The 24344-nt window shown below is 60.4% G+C and carries 21 protein-coding genes; 3 read left to right on the top strand and 18 right to left on the bottom strand.

What is annotated here, in order from left to right; genetic code table 11:
* Positions 1-6: 6 nt before the first annotated feature.
* From OQH67_RS00775 to larC, 9 genes are all read right to left on the bottom strand, one after another.
* Complete coding sequence (locus OQH67_RS00775; RefSeq protein ID WP_215434967.1) at positions 7-990, bottom strand: hypothetical protein; 984 nt, start codon at positions 988-990, stop codon at positions 7-9.
* Between the two features lie 199 nt (positions 991-1189).
* Entirely contained in the window at positions 1190-2356 is a 1167-nt protein-coding gene (locus OQH67_RS00770; protein ID WP_215434968.1) for a pyridoxal phosphate-dependent aminotransferase, read from the bottom strand.
* Between the two features lie 170 nt (positions 2357-2526).
* Complete coding sequence (gene murJ / locus OQH67_RS00765) at positions 2527-4092, bottom strand: murein biosynthesis integral membrane protein MurJ (RefSeq protein WP_215434969.1); 1566 nt, start codon at positions 4090-4092, stop codon at positions 2527-2529.
* A gap of 9 nt (positions 4093-4101) precedes the next feature.
* Positions 4102-5193, bottom strand: a complete 1092-nt coding sequence (locus tag OQH67_RS00760; protein WP_215434970.1) for an adenylyltransferase/cytidyltransferase family protein — start codon at positions 5191-5193, stop codon at positions 4102-4104.
* Between the two features lie 149 nt (positions 5194-5342).
* Positions 5343-5987, bottom strand: a complete 645-nt coding sequence (locus tag OQH67_RS00755) for a superoxide dismutase (protein WP_215434971.1) — start codon at positions 5985-5987, stop codon at positions 5343-5345.
* Positions 5988-6205: 218 nt separating this feature from the next.
* Positions 6206-7696: a glycoside hydrolase family 10-like protein gene (locus OQH67_RS00750; protein ID WP_251828141.1), complete on the bottom strand. Its 1491-nt coding sequence runs from the start codon at positions 7694-7696 to the stop codon at positions 6206-6208.
* Between the two features lie 75 nt (positions 7697-7771).
* Entirely contained in the window at positions 7772-8527 is a 756-nt protein-coding gene (larB, locus tag OQH67_RS00745; protein ID WP_215434973.1) for a nickel pincer cofactor biosynthesis protein LarB, read from the bottom strand.
* Positions 8524-9339: an ATP-dependent sacrificial sulfur transferase LarE gene (gene larE / locus OQH67_RS00740; RefSeq protein WP_215434974.1), complete on the bottom strand. Its 816-nt coding sequence runs from the start codon at positions 9337-9339 to the stop codon at positions 8524-8526. Before larE ends, larB begins: the two co-directional genes overlap by 4 nt.
* Entirely contained in the window at positions 9311-10531 is a 1221-nt protein-coding gene (gene larC / locus OQH67_RS00735; protein ID WP_215434975.1) for a nickel pincer cofactor biosynthesis protein LarC, read from the bottom strand. Before larC ends, larE begins: the two co-directional genes overlap by 29 nt.
* A 201-nt stretch (positions 10532-10732) precedes the next feature.
* On the opposite strand from larC, the gene OQH67_RS00730 reads away from it, so the two are divergent.
* A complete protein-coding gene (locus tag OQH67_RS00730) occupies positions 10733-11743 on the top strand; it encodes a polyprenyl synthetase family protein (RefSeq protein WP_067571620.1) in 1011 nt (336 codons plus the stop codon).
* 428 nt (positions 11744-12171) lie between these two features.
* Here the strand turns inward: OQH67_RS00730 and OQH67_RS00725 are convergent, their stop codons facing one another.
* Positions 12172-13536: a POT-type proton-dependent oligopeptide transporter gene (locus tag OQH67_RS00725; protein ID WP_215434976.1), complete on the bottom strand. Its 1365-nt coding sequence runs from the start codon at positions 13534-13536 to the stop codon at positions 12172-12174.
* Positions 13537-13691: 155 nt separating this feature from the next.
* Entirely contained in the window at positions 13692-15467 is a 1776-nt protein-coding gene (locus OQH67_RS00720) for a peptidylprolyl isomerase (RefSeq protein ID WP_215434977.1), read from the bottom strand.
* A 317-nt stretch (positions 15468-15784) separates the two neighbouring features.
* Between OQH67_RS00720 and sufT the strand changes: the two genes are divergently transcribed.
* Positions 15785-16330 carry a putative Fe-S cluster assembly protein SufT gene (gene sufT, locus OQH67_RS00715; protein ID WP_215434978.1) on the top strand — a complete coding sequence of 182 codons (546 nt, stop codon included), beginning with the start codon at positions 15785-15787 and terminating at the stop codon, positions 16328-16330.
* Between the two features lie 4 nt (positions 16331-16334).
* Entirely contained in the window at positions 16335-16808 is a 474-nt protein-coding gene (locus OQH67_RS00710) for a hypothetical protein (RefSeq protein ID WP_215434979.1), read from the top strand.
* Between the two features lie 153 nt (positions 16809-16961).
* On the opposite strand, the gene OQH67_RS00705 is transcribed toward OQH67_RS00710, so the two are convergent.
* The 7 genes from OQH67_RS00705 to OQH67_RS00675 form a co-directional block, all read right to left on the bottom strand.
* Positions 16962-17114 carry a hypothetical protein gene (locus tag OQH67_RS00705; protein ID WP_156469846.1) on the bottom strand — a complete coding sequence of 51 codons (153 nt, stop codon included), beginning with the start codon at positions 17112-17114 and terminating at the stop codon, positions 16962-16964.
* Between the two features lie 2 nt (positions 17115-17116).
* Positions 17117-18004 (bottom strand): DUF3472 domain-containing protein, encoded by an 888-nt coding sequence (locus OQH67_RS00700; RefSeq protein WP_215434980.1) that lies wholly within the window; start codon positions 18002-18004, stop codon positions 17117-17119.
* A gap of 348 nt (positions 18005-18352) precedes the next feature.
* Positions 18353-19735 carry an NADH-quinone oxidoreductase subunit N gene (locus tag OQH67_RS00695; protein WP_215434981.1) on the bottom strand — a complete coding sequence of 461 codons (1383 nt, stop codon included), beginning with the start codon at positions 19733-19735 and terminating at the stop codon, positions 18353-18355.
* Positions 19736-19781: 46 nt separating this feature from the next.
* Positions 19782-21206 (bottom strand): complex I subunit 4 family protein, encoded by a 1425-nt coding sequence (locus OQH67_RS00690; RefSeq protein ID WP_067571633.1) that lies wholly within the window; start codon positions 21204-21206, stop codon positions 19782-19784.
* A 21-nt stretch (positions 21207-21227) separates the two neighbouring features.
* Positions 21228-23060: an NADH-quinone oxidoreductase subunit L gene (nuoL, locus tag OQH67_RS00685; RefSeq protein WP_215434982.1), complete on the bottom strand. Its 1833-nt coding sequence runs from the start codon at positions 23058-23060 to the stop codon at positions 21228-21230.
* 24 nt (positions 23061-23084) lie between these two features.
* Complete coding sequence (nuoK, locus tag OQH67_RS00680; RefSeq protein ID WP_067571636.1) at positions 23085-23402, bottom strand: NADH-quinone oxidoreductase subunit NuoK; 318 nt, start codon at positions 23400-23402, stop codon at positions 23085-23087.
* Positions 23403-23429: 27 nt separating this feature from the next.
* Entirely contained in the window at positions 23430-24344 is a 915-nt protein-coding gene (locus tag OQH67_RS00675) for an NADH-quinone oxidoreductase subunit J family protein (protein ID WP_215434983.1), read from the bottom strand.

Raw genomic sequence — 24344 nt, 5'->3', positions numbered from 1 at the left:
GGCTGATTAATGGGTGGCGGAGTTGTCATGCAACGCGTCGCCCGACGTGCTGCGGGTGACGGTGCATCTGAATTTGGTGATGCTTACCTTGATGTTTTTCAAGCCCCTGGTGGGGGATTCTTTTCCGGTTTCTATCCCGTCATACTTGAAACTGAAATCCTGGGAATACGTGTCATTGCCGATCTTGCAGCAATCCTTGCCGTCGGCGCGTACATACCATCCGCATGTCCATGAAAAGGAATCGGGAAGCTTCATGTTCTGCAAGTGCTGCAAACGAATATCCTGCTCTTTGTCCCATCTCCATCCAATGGTATCATGACGGTGAATGTTGAGGGCATTGGGCCTTATCAGCAGTTTTCCCGGGACATGCACGGGAGTGAATCCTTCCGGATCTTCCGCCCGTTCCATGATGGAAATATTGCTGAAGCTGACATTCAGGGGCAGAAAGGTGACAACAAGCTTGGAGGAAGCCCCCGGTCTGTCTTTTTCCTTGTCTTGGGGATGTTCCTTGTCCCGTTCCCCGGAATGCTCTGCGGTGATGTCGGAAGGAACAAGAATGGTGAAAATGGAGGGAGGTCTTTCCGGCAATTCTTCGTCAAGATTGGTTTTTACCCGGATCTTCAGCGTGGTGTTCTGAGTGAGGTCTTTATTGATCGTCAGCGTAGCCTGATTTTTTTCTTGGTCCGATTCCTCGATGGTGGCTACCTTCTCCGGCTCCAGGGACCATTCAATAGAGTCCATATCTATTTCCTTTAATCGCTTGCCGTTCAAGGTTAATATAACCACTTCTCCGATTCCGACTTCAGTACGTTTCTTGTCCTCATCCTGGTCTCCTTTGTCCATGAGACATTGAGGGGAGACTGCTTTAGTTTCCGATTCGATGTACAGGGAGCGGTCATCCGTGGCTGGAATATCTTCTGCATGAGTCAGCAAAATCAGGGCATACAGAAGAAGGCCGGAAAAGGAGATGCTGAAGGTGGTAGAGTTCATGTAGATGAAGGACTTAACGAAAAGGGTGTTTATGATAGGCTGTTATGCATTCAAATGTCAATGAATCCAAAAATATGTTAGATATGGTGTTTTAATTGCAAAGAAGTGGCATAGTATTTCCCGTTTGCAACAAAAAGAACCGCCCCATGAATGAGGCGGTCCTTGAAAAGTGGGAAAATAACTGTAACTGAGTTAGCGCTTAGTGCGCCTTGCAGAATTCCTCGAAGCGGTCCAGCGCTTCCTTCAGAATGTCCAGCGTAGTGCAGTAGCTGATACGGATGCCCTTGTCATTGCCGAAGGCGATGCCGGGAACGGCGGCCACCTTGTAGCGTTCCAGAAGCTTGTCGCACAGGTTCAGGGAGGTGAGGCCCAGTTTGCTGGTGTCCACAAAGAAGTAGAAGGCGCCCTGCGGTTCCACGACGCTGACGTTCGGGATGGCGCTGAGGCGGGAATAGACGTACTGGCGGCGCATGTCGTATTCGTCGCGCATGTCGCTGATGAAGCTCTGGTCTCCGGTAAGGGCCTCAATGCCGCCGTACTGGGCGAAGGTGCAGACGTTGGACGTGGTGTGGTCCTGGATCATCTGGATGGCCTTGGCGATGGGAGCCGGGGCGGCGGAGTAGCCCAGGCGCCAGCCGGTCATGGCGTAGCCCTTGGAAAAGCCGTTGATGGTGATGGTCAGGTCGTATAGTTCCGGACTGAGGGAGGCGATGCTGACGTGCTTGACGTCCCCGTACACGAGGTGTTCGTAAATTTCGTCCGCCAGGATGAGGATGTCCTCGCTCACGGCCACTTCGCCCAGAGCGCGCAGTTCCTCTTCGAAATAAACGGCTCCGGTCGGATTGTTCGGCGTGGTGAGAATGACCATCTTGGTGCGGGGGGTCATGGCTTCCTCAAATTGTTCGGCCGTCAGCTTCCAGCCGTTTTCCGGAGTGGTTTCCACGATGACGGGAACACCGCCGCACATGCGGACCATTTCCGGATAACTGACCCAGTAGGGAGCCGGGATGATGACTTCGTCCCCTTCGGAGACGGTGGCCATGATGGCGTTGAAGCAGGCGTGCTTGGCGCCCGCTCCCACCGTGATCTGGGAAGGATCGTATTCCAGGTTGTTTTCTCTCTTGAGCTTGTCGGCGATGGCCTGGCGCAGTGCGGGAAGGCCGGCGGAAGGGGTGTACTTGGTGGCGCCATTGTTCAGGGCGGTGATGGCTGCCTGCTTGATGTTGTCGGGGGTGTCCATTTCCGGTTCACCGCCCGCCAGACCGTAAACTTCTTCACCGGCGGCCTTCATGGCCTTGGCACGGTTAGTCACCTTGAGAGTCAGGGAAGGGGTTAATGCAGCAATGCTGGGGGAAATCATGTCCATTGTGGTGAGATCGTAGATTTTTGAATGCCGGCGCGGAAAACAGGCTATTTTCCGCTTAAGCGGGAAAACTTTACTCACTGAGCGCTGCTCTGGCAAGGAGAATGCTTGCAAGGGCCATTCTTTTTCCTCCGCCGGGGCATACGGACTTTTCCGGATGGGAAATGCCGGGGTCAGCGTTTCATGAGTTTGGCCCGTGCCGCATCAAGTTCCGGCGTTTTCAGCAGGAAGGCGGCCAGCAGGTAAATGATGCCGGCGCACCCGCAGACCAGGGAAATGCCCAACACCCTTGACGGGAAGGACCAGTCCAGGAAGCCCTGGAGGAACCACGTTTTTCCGGCCCAGCAGACCGCCCCCAGAAGGGCCGCCGCCGCCAGGATTTTCAGGAGGCCGGAAACCAGCGTCTTCCCGTCCATGCCGCCGAGCTGGCGGCGCAGGTAAAGGAAGTAGAAAAGGAAGTTGAAGGTGGTGACCACGGAGGTGGTGAATGCCAGCCACGCCGCATTTTTATGCAGCACGTACACGAAGTAGTAGTTGAGGCCGATGCTGATGGCCAGCGCCACGGCGGCGGCGATGAGGGGAACCCAGCGCTTTTCCAGGGCCAGGAAGACGGGCTGCACCACCTTGGTTCCGGCGTAGCCCAGCAGGCCGAGGGAGTAGGCACCCAGCACCTCTCCCGTGTAGCGCACGGCATCCTGGTTGAAGCGCCCCCACTGGTACACGGAGGAGACGAATTCCGTCCCCAGGATGTACAGGATCAGGAAGGCCGGAACGGCGAAGAACGCTACCAGCCGCAGTCCCTTGGCGATGTGGGCCGCCACTTCCTTCCTCCCATTCCCCACCATCATGCGGGAGACGGCCGGGAGCACGACCATTCCGGTAGCCACGCCGAAGAGGCCGACGGGGAGCTGCCAGAGCCGGAATGCCGTGGTCAGCGCGGTGACGGAACCTTTTTGCAGGTTCAGCGCAAAGCCCGTATTGATGAAAATGGTGAACTGCGTGACGCCGGAGGCCAGCACGGAGGGCAGCATCAGCCCCCAGATTTTTTTGATTTTAGGGTCGTTCCACTGGAAGTTGGGCTTCCAGCGGAAACCCGTTCTGCGGAGTTTGGGAAGCTGCACGGCAATCTGGGCCATGCCCCCGAGCGTCACCCCGCAGGCAAAGCCGTACAGGGCTTTGGGTCCGAAGGAGGGGTCAATGAACCAGCCGATCAGCAGGCCCAGCACGATGGACGTGACGTTGAAGGCGGCGGAGGCCAGCATGGGCAGTCCGAAGACGCCCACCATGTTCAGCGCGCCCATCACCAGGGCGGACAGGGAAGCGAAGCCGATGAAGGGCCACATGATGCGGCTCAGATCCGTGGCGAACAATTGGTCCGTCACGGAATGGTCCCCGCTGTAAAGGGCTTCCATGATGGGGCCGGCAAACAGGATGCCCAGCGTGACGATGGCGACCATCAGCGTGGAAAGCTGGGTGGCCACCTTGTTGGTCAGCTCCCAGGCGGCGGCGTCCCCCTCCGCCTCCCGGGTTTTGGAGGCCACGCTGGTGTAGGACTGGGAAAGGGCCCCTTCCGCGAACAGGTCCCTAAGCAGGTTGGGAATGCGGAAGGCCGTGTAAAAGGCGTCCAGCACGCCCGTGGCGCCGAACAGGGAGGTGTACACGATTTCCCTGGCCATGCCGGTCAGGCGGCATGCGAAGATGGCGCCGGAGGCGACCAGGCTGTTCCGCATCAGGGACATGACAAAAGCTTACTTGAACAGTTGGCGGCAATACGGTTCCACGCGCTTCATGTCCGGATGGTCCTTCACGGCCTGGTCCCGGTCGTCCCGGCAGGAGAACAGGTACAGGGCATAGCCGCCGTAGCCGCCGCCCAGGTATTTCTTCGCCAGGGCGTTGGGAATGTCCGGAAGGGGAATCATGCCCTCGTCAAGCTGGACGCTGTAATACAGGGCCACGCCTGCGGCCAGGGTGTGGATGTTGTGTTCCAGAGCGCCCGTGCGGGCGATCAGGGAAGACTGGGCGATGCGCACGTAATCCCGGCATTCGTCCGCCATTTTCGGCGTATCGTGTTCGGAACCCGTGTAAAGAATGGCCATCCTTCCCTCCAGAAAGTCTCCGGTGCCCTTCATGTCCAGCACGGGAGAGGCGCCGGACCTCCAGACGCACAAGCCCGTTTCCGCGATCACGGCGGGGTCCTGCCAGCCGACGCCCAGCGCCAGCTCGGAAGCCACGGGGTCCCGTCCTTCCAGCATGGCCCACGCGCCGCTGCCGCCCAGCCCGGAACGCTTTTCATAAGGCCACTCGCAGAGGGAAACCATCGGGGTGATGGCGCAGTTGACCACATAGGCGTCTTTTCTGGCGTAACGGGGGACGTCCAGCCATCCTCCGGCAAAGTCCACGCGGAGCGGCACGGAGGACGGAGCCTTGATCCGGTTGACCAGCATGGTGGTGGAAACGGGGGCGAATTTGGGCGGCGTCTTGGGAAGGACCACGTATTGAGCTCCTACGCGCGAGCACAGCTCCTTCTTGATGGGGCCGTACAGGTCGTCTTCCGTCACGGCCAGGATATCCGGTTTTTCCGCCAGGAATTCCTCCTCGAAGTCCAGCCCCTTCTTCATGCCCGTGCCCAGGATGACCTTGTCCACCATCCGCAGGCTTTCCAGAAGAACCTTCTTGTGTTCGTCCGGAATGGAGGGCTTGCGCTGCTTGTGGTGCCAGAGCACGGGTTCCGAGGCAAAGGAAACGATCAGGTAGTCCCCCAGGGCGCGGGCCTCTTCAAAAAACTGGATGTGTCCGGCATGGACGATATCATAGCAGCCTGAGACGAAAACTTTTTTCATGCAACGTGGGTGGTGTTAGATAATCAGCTCGCGGCAGTATGCCTCATCCCTTTTCAAGATGCAAGAGCCGGGAAACAGCATATAAAAAAACGGCACGGACCGTTAAACGTCCGTACCGTTGAGAAAAAGATCGGGATGTATGCGCCGGGTCAGGAGGCCATGGCGTCCTTGTAGCGTCCTTCCACGTCGTCCCAGTTGATGAGGCGGCAGAAGTCTTCAATATAGTTGGCCCTGGCGTTCTGGTGCTTCAGGTAATAGGCGTGTTCCCACACGTCGCAGACCAGGAGGGGCACCAGGCCGGGAATTTCCACGTTCTGGTGCTTTTCCGCCCCGCAGATCACCAGCGTTTTGCTCATGGGGTCCACGCCCAGAATGCCCCAGCCGGAGCCTTCCACGCCCAGTGCCGCAGCCTTGAATTCCTTCATCATGCCGTCCAGGGAGCCGAATTTTTCCTTGATGGCGTCCATCAGCGGGCCCTGGGGCTCCTTCTTGGGATCGGGGGTCATGTTGGTCCAGAAAATGGTATGGAGGACGTGGCCGGAAACGTTGAAGGAAAGGGAGCGCACCCAGTTGGTGGTGGCGGAGGCGTCCAGCTTGCCGTCTGCAATTTCCCGGAGTTTTTCTGCAGCGGCGTTCGCGCCGGCGACATAGGCCGCGTGGTGCTTGTCGTGATGAATGCGCACCGTTTTCTCATCCATCAGGGGTTCAAGGGCATCGTAGGCGTACGGAAGGGGGGGTAACACGTACTTGCCGTCGGCATAACCGACCGTGGAGGGATTTTGCTTCTTAGTCATCTTGTGCTGTTGTTGTATGAATGGCCCTGTTGCCCGGGCCTGGCTGATCGTTCCCAATGCCGCCAGTGAGGAAAGCGCGAGAAAGCGCCTTCTTTTCATGTCCGCACCATGGGAATTCATGGAAGTTTGGACATAGGTGGATTTGGAAGCGTTCAAAAAACTTCTTTGAAATTGTTTTTCCCGTTTTCTACGTAAGACTGGCGGAAAAGCCGCGGCGGCTATCTCCTGGCGGCGGCCGCGGGCCCCTGCGCTCCGTACGCGCTTACGCCCCGCACCGCGATGGAACCGGCATCTCCCAGAAAGGATTTGGGCAGCGTCACGCGGGTCTGGCCGCCGGGCAGCAGGATGCGGGTGGCCCACTGGCTGCCGTAGCGCGCCTGAACGGCCCATTTCCGCACGGGATTGCCGGAGGGCTGCCAGGAAAGGGTCACCGTGGAGCCGTTGTCCGCCACCGTGAAATTCTGCGGCTGTCCGGGCGTTCCGGCGCCGCACCACGGCATGGCCGGGGGAACGGCCATGGAGGGGTACAGTTTGTTCAGGTAGCGCTGGATGCCCCCGGCGTTCCTCATGATGGACTTGACGCTCCAGAAGCACTGCCCCGGCGCGTTGCGGGCCAGGGAGCGGGAGTAGTTGACCTGCGCGGCGATTTCCGAGGCGGGGCGGCCCGGGTCTTCGCTGCTCATGATGCGCGCCGTGGCGATGCCGGGCCAGACCGGGCGGCCCGTGTTCTGGGCGGCCCACCACTGCATCAGGGCCGGGAAACTCTGCTTGGCCGGGCTGCACCGCCAGTAAAGCTGCGGAGCCAGATAATCCACCCATCCTTTGGAAAGCCATTTGCGGGCGTCGCAGGCCAGGTGCTCGTAGGCATCCACTCCGGCCTCGATTCCGGCAGGCACGCCCGGGCGCCAGATGCCGAACGGGCTGATGCCCACGCGCACCCACGGCTTGGAGGATTTGACGGACTTGTACATGTCATGCACGAAGTCGTCAATGTAGGCCCGCCGCTGGGAGGGCGACTTGCCGTCGCCGAAGCTGCCGGGGGTCCAGCTTCTGCCCGGCGCGGGGTAGGGGTAGAAGTAGTCGTCGAGATGCACTCCGTCGATGTCGTAGCGGCGCACGACGTCCAGGATGACTTTCATGGCGTGGTCGCGGGAGGCGGAGGCGCTGGGGTTCATCAGCAGCACGGAGCCGCTGCGCTTCATCAGGTCCGGCCGCGTCAGGGAAATGTGGTTGCGGCCCACGGCGTGGTTCACGTTTGCCTTGGCGCGGAAGGGGTTGAACCACGCGTGCAGTTCAATGCCGCGGCGGTGGGCCTCCTGAATGGCGAAGGCCAGGGGATCGTAGCCCGGGTTGACGCCGGGGCCGGAAAGCCACTGGCTCCAGGGCTCCAGGAAGGAACGGTACAGGGCGTCCGCGTTCGGACGCACCTGGAGGAACACGGCGTTCAGCTTCAACTGGGCGCAGGTGTTCAGGATATTCAGCAGTTCCGAGCGCTGGGCGGCGCCGGAAAGGCCGGAACGGGAGGGCCAGTCGATGTTGTGGACGGTGGAAATCCATGCGGCGCGGAACTCCTGCGGGGCGGGAGGCACGGTTTCTCCGGAAGGCTGCCAGGCCAGGGCCTGGGCCGTCAGCGCAAGCAGGGAACAGGCCAGGCCGTGAAAAAAGGGGGATAAGGTCATGATCTGGTGGCGGGGATGCTGTGCGTCCATTTAACGCTCATCGGGCATGCCTGTCCATGACAGATACCGGCGGTTCCGTCATGGAACGCGCGGCGGCCTCTCCGGTCACCGCGAGCCGGAAGCGAGGCTGTTGATGAGGTGGGCGTTGAATCCGGCGCCGAAGCCGTTGTCTATATTGACCACGGAAACGCCGTTGGCGCAGGAATTCATCATGGCCAGCAACGTGGTCACGCCGCGGAAGTTGGCCCCGTACCCCACGCTGGTGGGCACCGCGATCATGGGAGCCTTCACCAGGCCCGCCAGCACGCTGGGGAGCGCCCCCTCCATGCCCGCCACGGCCACGAGGACGGTGGCCTCCCGGATGGAATCCAGATGGGACACCAGGCGGTGCAGCCCCGCCACGCCGCAATCCCGGTAGCGGCGCACCCGGCTTCCCAGGAATTCCGCCGTCAATGCGGCTTCTTCCGCCACCGCCTGGTCGGACGTGCCCGCACTGACGATGCCGACGAAGCCCGCCGCCTGCGGAGGGGGGGAGGAGATAATGCGCATGAGGCGCGCCTCCGGATGCATGTCCGCTTCCGGAAAGGCCCCGGAAAGATGGAGCAGGGCGTCTTCATTCAAGCGGGTAGCCAGCACGTTCTGCCCGGCGTCCAGCAGGTTGCGGGCTATTTCTTCAATCTGGACGGGCGTCTTGCCCGCTCCGTAGATTACCTCCGGGCATCCCGTGCGTTCCAGGCGGTCGTAGTCGATGTCCGTGTGGGAAAGTGCGGGGGACGCCGCAGCCCTGATCTTTTCCGCCGCCTCTTCCGTGGAAAGGCGGCCTTCCTCAAGCTGGCGCAGGATGGCGGTGATGTTGTTCATGACGGTTTGTTCATGCTTCCCCGGGAATACCCTTCCAGGTCCAGGGTGATGTGACGGAAGCCCAGGGCGCGGAGACGGCTTACGACGGCTTCCGACAGGCCGCCCTGGCGGAACAGACCGAGTTCCGGGCCGGGAAGCTCAATGCGGGCCAGGTCTTCTCCGTGTACCCGGACGCGGCAGCCCTTCAGCCCCAGAGAGCGCAGGAAAGTTTCCGCCTCGTCCACGCGCCGCAGCAGGCTTTCCGTGACGGGGCGGCCGTGTTCCAGGCGCGTCAGCAGGCACGCATAGGCCGGTTTTTCACTGATGTCTTCCGGCAGGTTCAGGGTGCGGGCCAGAAGGCGTATGTCCGCCTTGCCCATCCCCGCTTCCAGAAAGGGGCTGATAATGCCGAGTTCGTGAAGAGCCTTGCGTCCCGGCCGGTAGTCGCCCAGGTCGTCCGTGTTGGACCCGTCCGCCACCCGGGGAAAACCGAGCTCTGCGGCCCGCCCGGCCAGGGCGGAAAACAGGGCGTGCTTGCACAGGTAGCAGCGCAGGGGGGGATTCTCCGCAATCTCCGGAAGAATGGGAAAGACCAGTTTTTCCTGCCTGACGCCCAGGCGGCGGCACAGGGCGGCGCTGTCCCGGAGTTCCTCCCGCATGACGTAGGGTGTTTCCGCCGTCAGGGCCAGACAGCGGTCTGCGCCCAGAATATCGGCTGCGGCGACCAGCAGCACGCTGCTGTCCAGTCCTCCGGACAGGGCGACGGCGACGCGCTCCATGGGGAGCAGGACGGAGCGCAGCCGTTCAAAGGGAATCTTGGCGGGACTCGTCATGGTCGTCGTGGGGGAAAAGCCCCATCATCTGGCATTCTTCCAGCGGCAGCCCGGTCGCTTCCGCCAGGGCCTTGCAATCCTCGAACTCCGCCTTCCGGTGGTGGGGCCGTCCGTTCATGAAGGAGGTCTTTACGCCTACCGTGCCGTGGCGGGTCTGCACGGTGGAGCATTCCCGGCGCAGGATGTGGCGGCAGGCGTCATACTGGCGGATGCCCGGCGTGCTGCTGTTCCGGAAAAAGGCGGTTCTGACCCGGTCCGCATGTTCCGGCAGGCACAGCGCGCAGATCTTGAATGCCAGGCGTCCCTTCTTCATGCAGATGGATTCCTGCCATGCGTCCAGGGCGCCCGCCTCCATCAGCTTTTCCGCCAGGTAGGCGGTCTGTTCCGGTGTCATGTCGTCTATGTTGGCGCACAGTTCCGTCAGGCGTTCCGTGGCCGTATCCTGTTCCTCCGTCTCCACCAGCATCACCCGGAGGATGTTCGGGAGGGGCAGGCCCTCCCTGTGGCCGATGCCGTAGCCGGAGGCGGTGATGCGGCCGGAAAGCGGGGAAGGCGCGGGCTGTGCCACGGCGGCGATGTAGGCAGCTCCGGTGGGCGTGGTCGCCTCATGCGGCGTGCCGTTCAGGGTGGACTGGAAATGGCGCGCTAGCAGCGCGGTGGCGGGCGCCGGAACGGGCATCACGCCGTGCTGGCAGGTGACGCGGCCGCCGCCCAGCTCCACGGGGCCCGTAAAAACGGCATCCGCACGGAGCAGGTCCAGGCAGATGGCCGCGCCCACGATGTCGATGATGGAATCGACGGCGCCCACTTCGTGAAAATGCACCTGGTCCGGCGTAGTGCCGTGCACATGGGCCTCCGCTTCCGCCAGCAGGGAAAAAATGGAGAGAGCCGTCTTCTGTACGGCATCCGGAAGTCCGCTTTCCGTGATGATGCGCCTGATGTCCGCCATCGTCCGGTGGTGGTGTTCGTGGCTGTGGCCGGAATGGCCGTGTTCATGGGCCAGCACGTCAACCCGCATGCCGTGGATGCCGGCCTGCGCGGCACGGCGGCATTCCAGCTTCCACTCCCCATGAACGTTCAATTTGGACAATTCCCGTTCCAGAATATCCCGGTCCGCGCCCAGGTCGATCAGGGCGGCCAGATTCATGTCTCCGCTGATGCCTGCGCTGCAATCATAGACCAAGACTCTCATGACAAGGTAGTGTAAAAGGAAAATGCCCGTGCTCAAGGTCAAAATGAGCCTTATCGTTCATCGGTTTTCAGGGTTTCCGTGACGGCGTTTCGGAAAAATCCTGTCTGTTCATGCACGGATATTCCGTGAAATACGTTGCTAGAGAACTCTAAATATGCAACAATTCCCCAGCGCTGACCGCGCGTCCCTCGTTCCCATATCATGTCCATTCCGTTCTTTTCAAAATTACGATCCCAGAAGCATTATCTCCAGTTGATCAAGCCGGAGTTGAAGCAGGTCTCTGAATTTGTGGAAGCCCAGGCAGCATGTTTTGATCCCGAAGTCACCGACTACATGGAAACCGTCTGCCAGTCAAAGGGCAAGATGCTGCGGCCCGCGCTGACGCTGCTGGTGGGCGGGGCCACGGGAGGAATCAAGCCGGAGCACATCCGCCTGGGCGCGCTGCTGGAAATGGTGCATCTGGCCTCTCTGGTGCATGACGACGTGATTGACGAGGCCGACAAGCGCCGGGACGAAGCCACGGCTAACGCCCTGTGGGGCAACAGCTTGGCCGTGCTGCTGGGGGACGTTCTCTTCTCCCACGCCATGGTGCTGGGCACAGAATTCGGCAGTACGGAATTCTGCCGCAAGCTTGCGCAGACCGTCAGGAACGTCTGCCAGGGGGAAGTGGCGCAGTCCAGCCGGCTGTACGACCTGAGCATGACGCGTGAGGAATACTTTGAAATCATTCGCAAGAAGACCGCCTCCCTGTTCTCCGCCGCCACGGGCGGCGCGGGCTGGATATCCGGCGTTTCCCCGGAAGTAGAGGAATCCCTGTACCAGCTGGGCGATCTGCTGGGCGTGGCGTACCAGATCTACGACGACTGCCTGGACATGGTGGGTGATGAGGACGATGCCGGCAAGACCCTTCATACGGACGCCGGAAAGGGCAAGCTGACCCTCCCCATTTTCAATCTGCTGGAATGCGGCGACAGGAATGTGGAAGCTACCCTGCGCGACGCCATTGAAAACCGGGAAGCGGTGGATTATTCCGAATTCCATGACAACCCCGTCTTTGCGGAATCCCTGGACAAGGCGATCCAGGTGGCCCTGGAGAAAAACGAGGCCGCCCGTGAAATCCTGTGGCTCCTGCCGCAGACGGAATACCGGGAAGCCCTGGCGGAAATGACCTTCTACATGGACGAACTGCTCAACGATTGCAGAATATCCTGACGCCGCAACCGCGGCGGCCGGCCGTTGACGGAATGGCTTTCTTCCGCTGATCCTTGTTTTTTCCTCTTCCTGCCCGTTCCTGGCGCTCCGGGGACGGACGGATTTCTTTGACCTGTTTTTATCGGCCTGTAACCTTTTTGCCCCATTCCCTGCCTTAAAAAAATCGGGCGGAGGAATGAGACAAGGCGGTTTCCCTGTGCCTCGGGACTGGTTCCATGGTTCCCGGAGGTTTCCTGATGAAGGCAGGAGTAGGGGAACATGGCATGCAACCTGAACAGTAAAGCAGGCCGTTCGTTGCCGGAATCCGCAACGCACGGTTGACGGGTGCCGCAGGCAATGGGAACCCTGCCGCAGCGAGGGCAAGGCCCGGCTTGGCGGAGAGGGGGTCCGCAAAATCCTGTCTTCTGTCTCTAGGGAAACCGGATAGCTTATGCCGGGTCTGTTGTCCCGTACCGGCGCGCCCGGAAAAAGTAGGCTACAGCGACGATTCCGGCGAGGGCGGAGTACAGCAGGAAGCGGTCCGTGGAAATGGCGTTGGAAGCCTGGCCGTTGGAAAGGAAGAAGGTGATGGCCGCCACCAGCATGTTCCCCGCAAAGATGGTGAGGTTCCAGAAGCTGGTGATGACGCTTTTTAAATGGAGGGGAGCCTGCGTATAGGCAAATTCAAGGCCGGTGGTGCTGACCAGAATCTCGGAAATCGTCAGCACGCAGTAGGGAATGAGCTGCCAGGCAATGGACATGACGGCTCCCGACTCCAGCCTGTGCTGAAGCCACGCCACGATCAGGAAAGTGACGGAACTCAGGGCGATGCCCGTGCCGAGCCGGACAAGCGGTTTGGCGAGCCTCACCACGTTCGGATAAACGAAAACGGTGATGAGCGGGATGAAAATCATCACGAAAACGGGATTGGCTGCCTGTATCTCCTCCGGGCCGATGGACCATGTTCCGGAACCCGGCAGGGGAATGGAGATGGGAATCATGTTGTTGCCCTGGGCCACCCAGGAGGAAGCCGTCTGGTCAAAAATGGACCAGAACGGGATGACGAACGCGAAAATGGAAAGGATTTTCAGGATGTGCCGCGTGTCCGTAACGGCGTTTTCCCCGCAGAGCAGAGTTGCCTTGTTCCAGCCCCCGCGGAAAAGGACGGTAAAGAGCACCCGCCAGAAGCCGCCGCGGCTTGCACTCCGTGAGGGCGGTATTTTGTTGTATTCGCGGCGTCCCAGCCAGAAAACGAAGGTGGCGATCCCCATGAAGATGCCCGGCACGGCAAAGGCCCAGCTGTAGCCGTAATGCTGTTCCATGGCCGGGATCACCAGGAAGGAGAAAAAGGAACCGAGGTTGATGGCCCAGTAAAAGGCGTTGAACGCCTTGGTCATCAGCCGCGGGGACTTGTCCGGAATCTGGTCCCCCATGAAGGCGGAAACGCACGGCTTGATGCCGCCGGCCCCCAGGGCGATGATCAAGAGGCCCGCCATCAGGATGTAGCGGCGCGCCTCAATGGTTTGGAACAGGTCTGCGGTGGCCAGCACCCCGTGCCCCACGCAGTAAAGCAGGGAAATGTACAGGATGGTCTTGTACCGTCCCCATACCTTGTCCGCCAGCCACGCCCCCGCCACCGGCAGCAGGTACACCATGCCCACGAAGATGTGCAGCGTGGAAGTGGCCCAGTTCTCGCTCATCAGCAGGTGGCCGGTCATGTACAGCATCAGGATGGATTTCATGCCGTAGAAGCTGAAGCGTTCGCAGGCTTCCGTGCCGATGATGAACCTGGACTGGGAGGGAAGGGCGTTCATGGGGTGGAGGACGGTTGTCAGAAAGTTCCGGAAAGGGCAATAAAAATGATGGCCCCTGGAAGAGGGCCATCATGAAAACGGTGCCGGGATGCAATGCGCCGCGTGCAGACCAGGGCTGGATGCGAAACGGCGGCGGCAGTCATGACCGGGGAGGGTTAGCGCTGCTGGTTGGCGATGGGGGCTATTTCCACCTTGTACTTGGCGATGCAGGCTTTCAGCCAGTCCATCATCAGCATGGCCCTGGTCTGGGCGGAAAGAACGGGTGCATACTGCTGCGTGGCCTTGATCTGGAATTCGGGCGTATCTTCCAGTTCGCGCTTGACCAGCTGGACCAGCAGGATTCCGTCCCCCGTATCGATGGGCTGGGCCATTTTCCCGGGATTGACGAGAGCGCAGGCTCCGAAAACTTCCAGGGGAACGGGAAGCTCCTTGGGGGGAGCCAGGCGGGAGCTCATGGCCTGGTCCATGATGGCCTGGAATTCTTCCGGACTCTTCGCGTTCTGGCTGTAAATGCTGTTGAGAAGGATGTTCGGATTGATGAAGGGGCCGTAAGCGGCGGTTTTCGCCCCTGCCTTGGAGGCAATGGCATTGAATTGTTCAATGGCGTCCGGGGCCTTGTCCAGTTCCGTCCTGAGTTCGGAGGCCGCCTTGTTCAGGGATTCCTCGGTCATGGTTTCCAGCAGGTCCGCCCGCGCGCTGTTGCGCGCCATGTCGTAGGGCAGGGCCTTCACGGGAGTGATGCCTTCCAGCTTCACCAGAACCACCTGGCCGTCTTCCAGAACCTGCATGGTGCTGATCTGTTCGGCTCCGGACTTGGCGCGCGCCTCTTCAATGGCCTTGGCGTCTGCATCGGCATTCAGGGCCGGTGCGCCGGTCAGGGAAAAGACCACGTCCAGCAGGGTGGCGCTGCGTCCGTCGGAAGCGGACTGGTTAATGGGCTGGTTGATTTCTTCCGGCGCGTTCTTGCGGGTAACGGCCGCATAGGTTTTCTTCTCCATCTTGCACACGTTGGGCGTCTTGGCCAGGGCTTCGCCGATGGTCTGGTCCATGTTTCTTCCGTTGGTGGCGTTCAGGGGTTCCCAGATGTCGTTTTCCACCAAGTTCATGGTTTCCATGGTGGCGTTGGAAATATCGCCGGGCTTGGGAGCCTTGGCATCTCCTTCCGGAGTGAAGGTATATACGGTGAAGAAGCGGGCTTCCTCATTTCTGTAGTTCTCCTTGTGCTTGTCCCAGAACGTCTTGATTTCCTCTTCACCGGGGTCTGTCTTGGGGCGGAAGGCGCTCTTTTCCAGGAAGGCGGTGTTGACCGTGATCTGCTGGTTTTCAGATTCCGCCACGGCCTGGGCAAAATTGGGTTCCACGGCAGCGCCGCCGGCGATGACATCCTCAATGCGCACCAAGCTCATGGTGTCTCCCATCAGGCCGCGCAGGATTTCTTCCTGGAGCTTCTTGCCCTGGTTGCCGCGCATGGAAATGAAATCGTCGTACTTCTTGGGATCGAACACGCCCTTGTCATCCAGGAATTCCGGAATGTTGCAGATGGCTTCGTCAATCTCCGCATTGCTGGGGGTGAGGCCCAGGCGTTCCGCCTCCCGGCGGATGATGCCGCAGTAGGCCAGGAAGGCGGCGTTGGGATTATTGGTCTTCATCAGGTAGCAGATATTCCGCAAATCCTGTTCCGTGGCAAAGTGGTTCTGAAGCAGGGGAGCGAAGCTGGAAGAGAAGGAATAGGCCAGGTTGCGGCCCGTTTGACCCATATTCACGTAATCCTTCTCTCCGTAGGACTTCCCGTCCACGGTCACGAAAGTCTGCTTGAACATGCCGGACAGGGAACCGCCGCTTACGTCCCCGCCGATGAACATGAGGCCCACGAACACCAGGGCCATGGCCGCCATGATGACGATTGTATGTTTGCGTAAAAAATCTAACATGGAATATGATGTTGAATATGCGTGTGTCACCGGTCCCGGACTGACGGCAGTCTGGACAGCCCGGACCTTTTACACCTTTTCATACGGGTAGGCAAGTACGAAGCTTTCCGCTTCCGGCGGCTTTTCCAAAACATTGCGGCATGCGCTTTCCTGTCATGAAGAATGTTCCGGGCAGGGGCAGAACAGTATTTGACCTAGACGGTAGTGCAAATACGCCGTATGTTTTCCGTGCGCGGACGGAACCGGACGGCTGCGGCCGTCTTCCGCAGAGCGCTGCGCATGTCCGCAGCCGGACGGCCTTTTAAACGCAAGGATTTATGCTGAACCAGGTAGTAGAACTCAAAAGAGAAGTGACGGCGGTGCAGATCCCCAGCGGGGATGTGCTTACCCTGCCGGAAGGGGAGCGCGTGTACATCACCCAGATTCTGGGCGGCACCTATACCGTGGCTACGGACTACGGCCTGGCCCGCATTTCCAGGGAAGACGCGGACGCGCTGGGCGCCGAACCCGTGGAAAATTCCCCGGAAACGGTCGGACTGGACGAGAACGCCACGCTTGAGGAACGCGTCTGGGATACGCTCAAATGCATTTACGATCCAGAAATTCCCGTGGACATCGTGGACCTGGGCCTGATTTACGACGTAACCGTGACGGAACTGGAAAACGGCCTGCATCACGTGGCCGTGAAGATGACCCTCACCGCCCCCGGCTGCGGCATGGGGCCCCACCTGGTGATGGAGGCCAAGGACCGCATTGAAGCCCTGGAAGGTGTGGAGGCCGCGGATGTGGACATGGTCTGGGACCCTCCGTGGAACCAGGAAATGGTGAGCGAGGAAGGGAAAATGAAACTCGGACTGATTTGACCCCATGCCGGTTACTCTGAAATTATCCGACGAAGAGGCGCGGCATCTGGCGGAAATGCTTTCAACCGCCGCTGCCGTAGCTGCCGCCAACCAGCAGGACGGAGCGGAGGGAGGCCTGGTGGCGTGGGGAAAGCTCATCTCCCGCCTGATGAAGGACCTGTCGGAAACCCCCAGACTGAAAGGGCACATTGCCTATGCGGAGGATCTGGGAGCCTACGCCTTCACCCGGGAATATGAGGAAAACGCCTTTTACCAGGACTGCCTGGACGAATATCGGGACAACATCTTCTGGGCGGACCTGGTGACGCGCATGGCGGACAAGGCCATCAGCGAACACCTGGGGCCGGAATACTTTGAGAACATGTCGGAGGAAGAGCGCCGCCATACCGCGGAGGCCCTGGAAAAATCCCTGTGGCAGGAATGCGCCAGATACGGCATTGACCGCCTGGGCTTCATCCTCCCTCCTTCGGACGGGTAAAACGGCCTCTTTTTTCTCCTTCTCTCTTTGTCCTTCTCCCGTTGGAAGAAGAGGGCGCCTCACGGATGTGAGAAGCCCTCTTTTGCGAATCTCTGCGCATGGACGCCGAGCTTTTGGAAACTGCGTGTTCCTCGCTCTCCCGTATGGACTGGTTTACTGGTCCGGGTCTTCCGGCAGGGGCGGGGTGGGGCTGAGCAGGTGTTCCGTCTCCCGGGGAGTGGAAAGCACTTTATAATAGGCCCATACAGCGGCGGTCAGAACGCCGCTGATGGAAAAAATCATCGTAAGCCAGCCGGTAAGGGACATAATTATTTGGTGTGCTCCTGCACGAGCCGGGTAATGTCTTCACCGGGCGGTACAGGCTTTACATCCTGAGGCAGGGGTCGGCTTTCAAACAGCTTGAAATCCGTCATCACCGTTTCACCGCCCGTCTGGAGCAGGACGGAACCGTTCGGCTGGATTTCCGCCATGACGTTGGTGGAGGGGGTGGGGTCGCCCGTAAAGGTAACGCCGGTGCTGGGGAACCATTTGCCGTCCTTGTACGCAAAGCCGGGACCGAAGAACGCGCCGCGCGCTTTCTTGGCGGATTCAAAATTGCGCATGAAATCCTCCACAAACCCTACGGAGTAGGAAAGTTCTTTCTTGGAGGAATGGGTTTTCCACTTGGAAATGAGGTCCCAGGAGTTGGTCTTGTTGTTGAAGTAAAAGCCGCTGATTTCCTTGAACGGCCCCATTTTTTTGATGCAGACGAGAAAGCGCATGTTTTCCCCCACTTCCCAGGGATAATCCACAAAGCTCTGGCCGCCCGTCCCCTCGCCGCCGAAGCGTCCGGCCCTGGCGTTTTCTCCCAGCTTCAGCAGCTTGGTGCGTTCTTCTTCCGGGACGCTGTTGGGGTTGTCTCCGTGGGAAACCGGGTCCCAGATGGAAAAAATAATCACTTTCCTGCCGTTGGACTGTTCCTGGAAGCCGATGTAGCCGTCGTCAAAGTTCATGGCGCAGAAATAAGTGCCGGGAACGGAGGTGCGGGCCTTCACCTCGTTGTACAGGGCGGCCGCCTGGGCCGGATGGCCGTCCTGCCTGATATGCACGGAGCGGCACTGCCGCTTCGCCAGGACTTCCGGAGACTGGGCGTGGACGAATGATACTGCGGCAAGCAGGGAGGCGCAGACGACGGCTGTTGCGGAAAAAAGACGCATGGGAATGATTGGTGTTGACGGTTTGCTCCGGGCACGCCCCTTCGGGCGCTCCGCGGTGCATGGTTAGTACGGACTAATTACGTTTTCGTTTTATTCAATCTCTCACGTCTTTCCGTTTTTTCCAGGGTTTTTCCGGCATGGTGCGCCGTCTGAAGATGGAGAAGACGCGGGTTTTTCCGGCAATGAAAATTTTATGGCTGAAAGACCGTCAAACATTTCATTCGTTTCCGCTCCATTCCTTCCAGCCGCTTCAAAAGGCTGCGGCGTTCCCGGCGGAGGAGGAAAGGAAAGGCCGCCCCGCAGGATGCGGAAGCGGCCTTTACAGGATGATGAACGGAAGGAGGTTTTTTAACGGATCGGGTTGATGAACAGGGGCATCAGGCCGCCGATCACGATGAAGACGGAGAAGGCCGCCAGCATCACGCCGGAGATGACGGGCACCTGTACGGCTTCCATGCCTTCTTCCGGCTTGTCCCAGTACATGGAACGGATGACCTTGAAGTAATAATAGAAGCCTGCGGCGGCGCAGATGATCATGATGGGCAGCATCCAGTTCAGGTACAGGCCCGTGTTGATGACGTGGACGAAGGAGATCATTTTGGCGAAGAAGCCGGCCGTCAGCGGAACGCCTGCCAGGGAGGCGAACATGATCGTGATGGCGAGGGCCAGGCGGGGATTGGTTTTGCCCAGGCCGCGGAAGGCGGAGATTTCCTCGCTGCCGCGCTGGGTGCGGATCATGGCGAGGGCGAAGAAGGCCCCGAAGGTCATGACCAGATACACCGCCAGGTAGAAGGGCGCGTTGGGCGCCAGCTGCCCCTTCACCGTGCCGATGAAGAGGGGCAGGATGAAGCCGGCCTGCGCGATGGAGGAATACCCCATCAGGCGTTTCAGGTTGGTTTGAGGAATGGCTCCCAGGTTACCCACCAGCAGCGTGGCCGCGGCCATCAGGGCGATGACGAACTGGACGGCGGGAATGCCGGCGAAGGGCGCCAGGATGATGCTCAGCAGGGCGAAGCCCGCCACCTTGGACGCTACGGAGAGGAAGGCTGTCACCGGGGTGGGTGCGCCCTGGTACACGTCCGGAATCCACAGCTGCATGGGAACGGCGCCGATCTTGAAGGCGGTGCCGAGCAGGAGCAGGGCCAGGGCGAAGAACATGCCCGGTGCCGTCTGTCCGGAAAGGGCGGCCATGACGATGGCGTGGTTGTATTCAAAGGTGCCGGTCATGCCGAAGTACCATGCCAGGCCGAAGACGAGGAAGCCCGTGCTGACGGCTCCCAGGATCAGGTACTTGATGCCCGCTTCCGTGGAGCCGAGGTTCCGGCGGAAATAGCCCACCATGATGAAGGAGCTCAGTGTGAGCACTTCCAGGGAAACGAAGAGTTCCACCAGGTTGGCGGCCTTGCACAGGGAGGTGATCCCCACGCAGGCGAGCAGCGGCAGGATGTAGAATTCCCCGGTGCCGTCCTGCGTCTTGGAGTCGTTGGAAGACAGGTTGATGACGGCGCGGAAGTCCACGGAAAGGAGCAGGGTGATCGCCGTGGCGACCAGGGCCAGGATGATGTAGGTATTGGCGTAGAGGCTTTCCATGTAGAAGGGAAGCATCGCCAGGGCGCCCGCCGCCCCGATCAGGCCGAAGACGAATTTGGGAGCCTTCTTGAAGAAGGTTTCAGCCAGGAGCAGGATCATCGCCAGGCCGGCCAGGATGAATTCCGGAATGTACGCTTGCATGGGTAAAAGAAGATCAGGTTAAGCTTGGATTGTATTCAGGGGATGATCAGGAGAAGAATTGGAGAACCAGGTCCGGCAGGAAGCCGAAGACGACCAGGGTGATGACCAGGAAGTAGTTGGCCGCGCGTTCGGCGGGCAGCAGTTCCGTCGCGTAGGCGGCGGCCTTGGACAGGTCGCCCTGGAAGATGTTGCGGTAGGCCCTCAGCATGTACACGGCGCCGATGACCAGGCCCCACAGGCAGAGGATCGTGGCGATCTGCACGGGGCCGAAGCCGTTCTCGAACCCGGCGAAACCGGAGAAGAAGACCATGAACTCGCCCGGGAAGTTCGCCAGGCCGGGGAGGCCGATGGAGGCCATGCCCGCCAGGCCGAAGACGAAGGCCATGCGGGGCAGCCTGGTTCCCAGGCCGCCCAGGGAATTGATTTCCAGCGTGCCGGTCTGCTTTTCAATCTGGCCGCAGAGCATGAAGAGCAGGGCGATGGAAAGGCCGTGGGCCAGCATCAGCAGGGCCGCGCCTTTCACGGCCCAGGGGTTGGCTTCCGCGGAACCGGATACGATCAGGGCGGCGAAGGCCAGGAAGATGTAGCCCATGTGCATCACGGAGGAGTTGCCCAGCAGCAGGTCCAGCCGCTTCTGGTTCACCGTCACGTAGCCCACCCAGATCACGTTGCACACCAGCAGGACGAGCAGGATGTTCGTCCAGGGCAGGAAGCCCGCTTCCATCAGGGGCTGGAACATGAACAGGCCGTACAGGCCGAATTTTTTCAGAACGCCCGCGTGCATCATCGCCACCGGAGCGGGGGCGGAGGCATAGGCGGGGGCGGCCCAGGAATGGAACGGGAACAGGGAGATCAGGGTGCCGAATCCGGCGATCAGCAGGGCGCCGATCAGTTCCGCATTTTCCAGGGGCTGTCCGCTCTGGATGAAGTCCTGGAGGCCGGAGAAGGTGAACCCGGCCTGCGTTCCGATCATCAGCAGGGCCGCGAGCAGCACCATGGAGGCCAGCCCCAGGTACAGGGTGGCGCGCCAGGCGGTGGTGCGCTTGTCCCCCCTGCCGTATAGGCCGATCATCACGAAGGTGGGGATCAGCGCCAGTTCATGGAAGGCGAAGAAGGAAATAATGTTGTTGGACAGGAAGGCCCCGGTGGCGCCCGCGGAGATCAGCAGGGCGGAATTGTACCAGGAGGCTTCCCCTCCCTTGGGAGGATTGGTGCCCAGCACCGTGGCGAAAGTGACCAGGATGGTCAGCAGCAGCATCACCTTGGCCATGGCGGGGGCCAGGGTCAATTGAAGATCCAGCCCCTGGAAGCGGGACCAGCAGGAAGCGCAGTCGTCAAAGCTAACCAGGGCCCAGATGCCCAGGGCCAGCGTCAGCGTTGCGCTGAGCAGGGCCGTCGGGCGCGCGGGCGCCTTGCACAGACCGATGAGGGCTGAGGCAATCAGAGGAATGAGAACAAGCCAGATAAGCATGGTGTGTGATTGGTTGGGAGGTTAGCAGGAATAGAAGACGGTGAAGTAAATGACCAGAAGCAGGCCGACGCCGAACAGAACCGTGTAGGCGGCCATGTTGCCGGACTGCAGGCGGCGGAGCAGGGAGCCGACGGCGGCGGTCAGCCGGGCCAGGCCGCCCACGATGAGGCCGGAAATGATGAACTGGTCGATGAAGTCGATAATGGAGGCCAGAATGCCCTGCACGCCTTTAACGAGCACCTTGTCGTAGAACCAGTCGATGTAGAGCCGGTTGACGAGGGCGCGGGAGACGGCGTTGCCGGAGAGCTTGTCGGAGGCCGGAGAGCCCGCATAAAACACGGCCGCCAGCAGAATGCCCAGGACGAGGGCGCCCATGGATACGTAGAAGGGCATTCCCATGTGGAAGTCCGCTACTGCAAAGCCGTTGAAGGGAACCAGCCTGTCCGCGATAAAGCCGTAGCCGGAGATGACGGCGAGCACGGCCAGGATCAGCAGGGGAATGAGCATGACGCCGCCCACTTCCCGCGCGTGTTCCGCGCTGTGGCTGCGTTCCCTGCCGAAGAAGACCACGAAGATGACTCTCATCATGTAGAAGGTGGTCAGCAGGGCCACGCCGCCGCCGATCCAGAAGAACACCGGGTTTTTGTGCAGGGCGGCTTCCAGGATGGCTTCCTTGGAGAAGAAGCCGGACGTGAACGGAATGGCGATCAGGGCCATGGTGCCGATGATGAAGGTCAGGGAGGTCAGCTTCATGCGCTTCATGATGCCGCCCATCTTCCAGATGTCCTGCTCATGGTGGCAGGCGAAGATGATGGCGCCCGCGCCAAGGAAGAGCAGCGCCTTGAACCAGGCGTGGGTGAACAGGTGGAACATGGCCGCTTCCCCGGCCAGCAGGCCCAGGGCCATGACCATGTACCCGAGCTGGGACAGGGTGGAATAGGCCAGCACGCGCTTGATGTCGTTTTGCTGGGTTGCCATGAAGGCGGCGATGATGGCCGTGATAGCGCCGATGATGGCGATCACGTCGCAGGAGAGAGAGGGGAACGCTTCCACGCCGATGGAGAGCTGGACGCGCACCATCATGTACACCCCGGCGGCGACCATTGTGGCGGCATGGATCAGGGCGGAAACGGGGGTGGGGCCTTCCATGGCATCCGGCAGCCACACGTGCAGCGGGAACTGGGCGGACTTGCCCACCGCGCCGCAGAACAGGCACAGCACCGTGATGTTCAGCAGGGTTTCACTGATGCCGGCGGGCATTTCCATCAGGCTGAAATTGAGCGTATTGGTCAGCGCCCAGAGGGTCAGGATGCCGATCAGGAAGCCGAAGTCCCCCACGCGGTTGCAGATGAAGGCCTTCTTGGCGGCGTCCGCGGCGGCGGACCTGGTGTACCAGTGGCCGATGAGCAGGTAGGAGGAAAGGCCCACCAGCTCCCAGAAGATGAAGGTCATGGCGATGTTGCTGGCCAGGACGATGCCCGTCATGGAGAACATGAACAAACTCAGGCAGGCGAAGTAGCGGGCCTTGGCCTTGTCGTCCGCCATGTATCCCAGGGAGAAGATATGCACCAGCAGGCCGATGCCCGTGACCACCAGCATCATGCGCGTGGAGAGGGGGTCCAGCACGAAGCCGAGGTCAATGGAGAAGACGCTGGAAATGGAAAGCCAGGTGAAGGCATCCGTTCCGGTCTTGTCCAGCAGGGCCAGGGAAAGAACGAAGGTGACCAGGCAGGAGAAGGTGGAGGTGAGGGCCGCCACGTTCGCGCGCTTTGTCAGGAAAAACCAGTTGAAAGCCGCCACGACCAGGGGCAGAAAGAGCAGGAGCCAGGTATATTGGATGTCGATGTCTAACATGTTCGTGTGAGGTTCGGGTTGCTCTTAGTCTTTCAGCGTATGAAGGTCCTGGGTGCTGGCCGTGCGCCGCGCGCGGTACAGGGAAACGATCAGGGCCAGGCCGATGGCCACTTCCGCCGCGGCGATGGTCAGGACGAAGATGGACAGGGACTGGCCGTCATAGTTGGGCAGTCCCATGGAGCCCTGGGCCCGGGAGAAGGCCACCAGGGAAAGGTTGGCCGCGCTGAGCATCATTTCCAGGCACATGAAAATGACGATGATGTCGCGCCGGACGATCACCCCCACCAGGCCGATGGCAAACAGAATGCCGGAGAGGATCAGATAATGCGTAAGAGGTATCATGATGATTGGCTGTGTTGAGATGTTCGTTTATTTGCCGGAGGGTCGGCGGCTCAGGACCACGACGCCGATGGAAGACACCAGCAGGGCCAGCCCCGCGATGATCAGCGTGCGGTTGTACTTGTCAAACAGGGTGCGGCCCAGCAGGGCGGTGTCCGGGAATTCCCCGTTGTCGATCTCCGCCCGGATGGTCGTCCCTTCCGGATAAAGATGCGCGGAGCATTTGGGGGAAAGCGGAGGAAGGGTGATCCGGGGGGGCTGGATAGATAAACTCAATAAACGGTCAATGGAGTTTCCGGAAAAGGCATAGTTCCCTTGCTTCTGTCCGCAGATGGCGATTTTGTCGAGAGGAAGGCCGTTGACGCCGTGCTTGCCGGATGCGGTTGCTCCCGGAGCTTGGACGGATTCCGCGTTTCCTTGCTGCTGGCCGTTGCTGATCTGGCGATCGATTTCAGCATCTGTAAAAGCGGAAGTTGAAGCGCGCAATCCGCAAGCCACGCCGGCGTTGCCTTCCGTAGCGCCGTCCTGTCCGATCTTCAGATCGTTCCAGGCCTGTTCCGCGCTGGCCATCGGGCAGCGGCCGCAGTCTTTGGCGCCGGGCAGGGAGTAGATGATGCCGATGAGCTGGCCGAGGAACAGCCCTGCGATGATGACGCCCACGGCGACGGAAACGGGCCGCCGGAAGGGGGAGGTTTCCAGCTTTACGTTCAGCAGCATGATGATGAACGCGAAGAGAACCATGATAGCCCCGGCGTACACGAGGATTTGCAGAATGCCCAGGAAGTGGGCGCCCAGACCGATCATGACGGCGGCCGTCGCCCCGAAGGAGAGGGCCATCATCATGGCGGAGGAAACGGGGTTGCGCATGAAGACGACCATCAGGGACAGGATCACGGCCAGGGCCCCGAAGACGTAGAAGAGTATGTCACTGGCAAAAATGTTCAT

The organism is Akkermansia biwaensis, assembly GCF_026072915.1.
GTDB classification, from domain to species: domain Bacteria; phylum Verrucomicrobiota; class Verrucomicrobiia; order Verrucomicrobiales; family Akkermansiaceae; genus Akkermansia; species Akkermansia biwaensis.
This window is presented reverse-complemented; position numbering and strand designations above follow the sequence as displayed.

Excerpts from the sequence above, each read along its gene's own strand:
- murJ (WP_215434969.1), bottom strand. The coding sequence starts at position 4,092 with ATGTCCCTGATGCGGAACAGCCTGGTCGCCTCCGGCGCCATCTTCGCA.
- OQH67_RS00755 (WP_215434971.1), bottom strand. The coding sequence starts at position 5,987 with ATGACTAAGAAGCAAAATCCCTCCACGGTCGGTTATGCCGACGGCAAG.
- larE (WP_215434974.1), bottom strand. The coding sequence starts at position 9,339 with ATGACGAGTCCCGCCAAGATTCCCTTTGAACGGCTGCGCTCCGTCCTG.
- sufT (WP_215434978.1), top strand. The coding sequence starts at position 15,785 with ATGCTGAACCAGGTAGTAGAACTCAAAAGAGAAGTGACGGCGGTGCAG.
- nuoK (WP_067571636.1), bottom strand. The coding sequence starts at position 23,402 with ATGATACCTCTTACGCATTATCTGATCCTCTCCGGCATTCTGTTTGCC.
- OQH67_RS00725 (WP_215434976.1), bottom strand. The coding sequence starts at position 13,536 with ATGAACGCCCTTCCCTCCCAGTCCAGGTTCATCATCGGCACGGAAGCC.
- OQH67_RS00775 (WP_215434967.1), bottom strand. The coding sequence starts at position 990 with ATGAACTCTACCACCTTCAGCATCTCCTTTTCCGGCCTTCTTCTGTAT.
- OQH67_RS00760 (WP_215434970.1), bottom strand. The coding sequence starts at position 5,193 with ATGAAAAAAGTTTTCGTCTCAGGCTGCTATGATATCGTCCATGCCGGA.
- OQH67_RS00690 (WP_067571633.1), bottom strand. The coding sequence starts at position 21,206 with ATGCTTATCTGGCTTGTTCTCATTCCTCTGATTGCCTCAGCCCTCATC.
- OQH67_RS00710 (WP_215434979.1), top strand. The coding sequence starts at position 16,335 with ATGCCGGTTACTCTGAAATTATCCGACGAAGAGGCGCGGCATCTGGCG.
- OQH67_RS00770 (WP_215434968.1), bottom strand. The coding sequence starts at position 2,356 with ATGGACATGATTTCCCCCAGCATTGCTGCATTAACCCCTTCCCTGACT.
- OQH67_RS00705 (WP_156469846.1), bottom strand. The coding sequence starts at position 17,114 with ATGTCCCTTACCGGCTGGCTTACGATGATTTTTTCCATCAGCGGCGTT.
- OQH67_RS00720 (WP_215434977.1), bottom strand. The coding sequence starts at position 15,467 with ATGTTAGATTTTTTACGCAAACATACAATCGTCATCATGGCGGCCATG.
- OQH67_RS00700 (WP_215434980.1), bottom strand. The coding sequence starts at position 18,004 with ATGCGTCTTTTTTCCGCAACAGCCGTCGTCTGCGCCTCCCTGCTTGCC.
- OQH67_RS00730 (WP_067571620.1), top strand. The coding sequence starts at position 10,733 with ATGTCCATTCCGTTCTTTTCAAAATTACGATCCCAGAAGCATTATCTC.
- larC (WP_215434975.1), bottom strand. The coding sequence starts at position 10,531 with ATGAGAGTCTTGGTCTATGATTGCAGCGCAGGCATCAGCGGAGACATG.
- nuoL (WP_215434982.1), bottom strand. The coding sequence starts at position 23,060 with ATGTTAGACATCGACATCCAATATACCTGGCTCCTGCTCTTTCTGCCC.
- OQH67_RS00750 (WP_251828141.1), bottom strand. The coding sequence starts at position 7,696 with ATGGACGCACAGCATCCCCGCCACCAGATCATGACCTTATCCCCCTTT.
- OQH67_RS00695 (WP_215434981.1), bottom strand. The coding sequence starts at position 19,735 with ATGCAAGCGTACATTCCGGAATTCATCCTGGCCGGCCTGGCGATGATC.
- larB (WP_215434973.1), bottom strand. The coding sequence starts at position 8,527 with ATGAACAACATCACCGCCATCCTGCGCCAGCTTGAGGAAGGCCGCCTT.
- OQH67_RS00675 (WP_215434983.1), bottom strand. The coding sequence starts at position 24,344 with ATGAACATTTTTGCCAGTGACATACTCTTCTACGTCTTCGGGGCCCTG.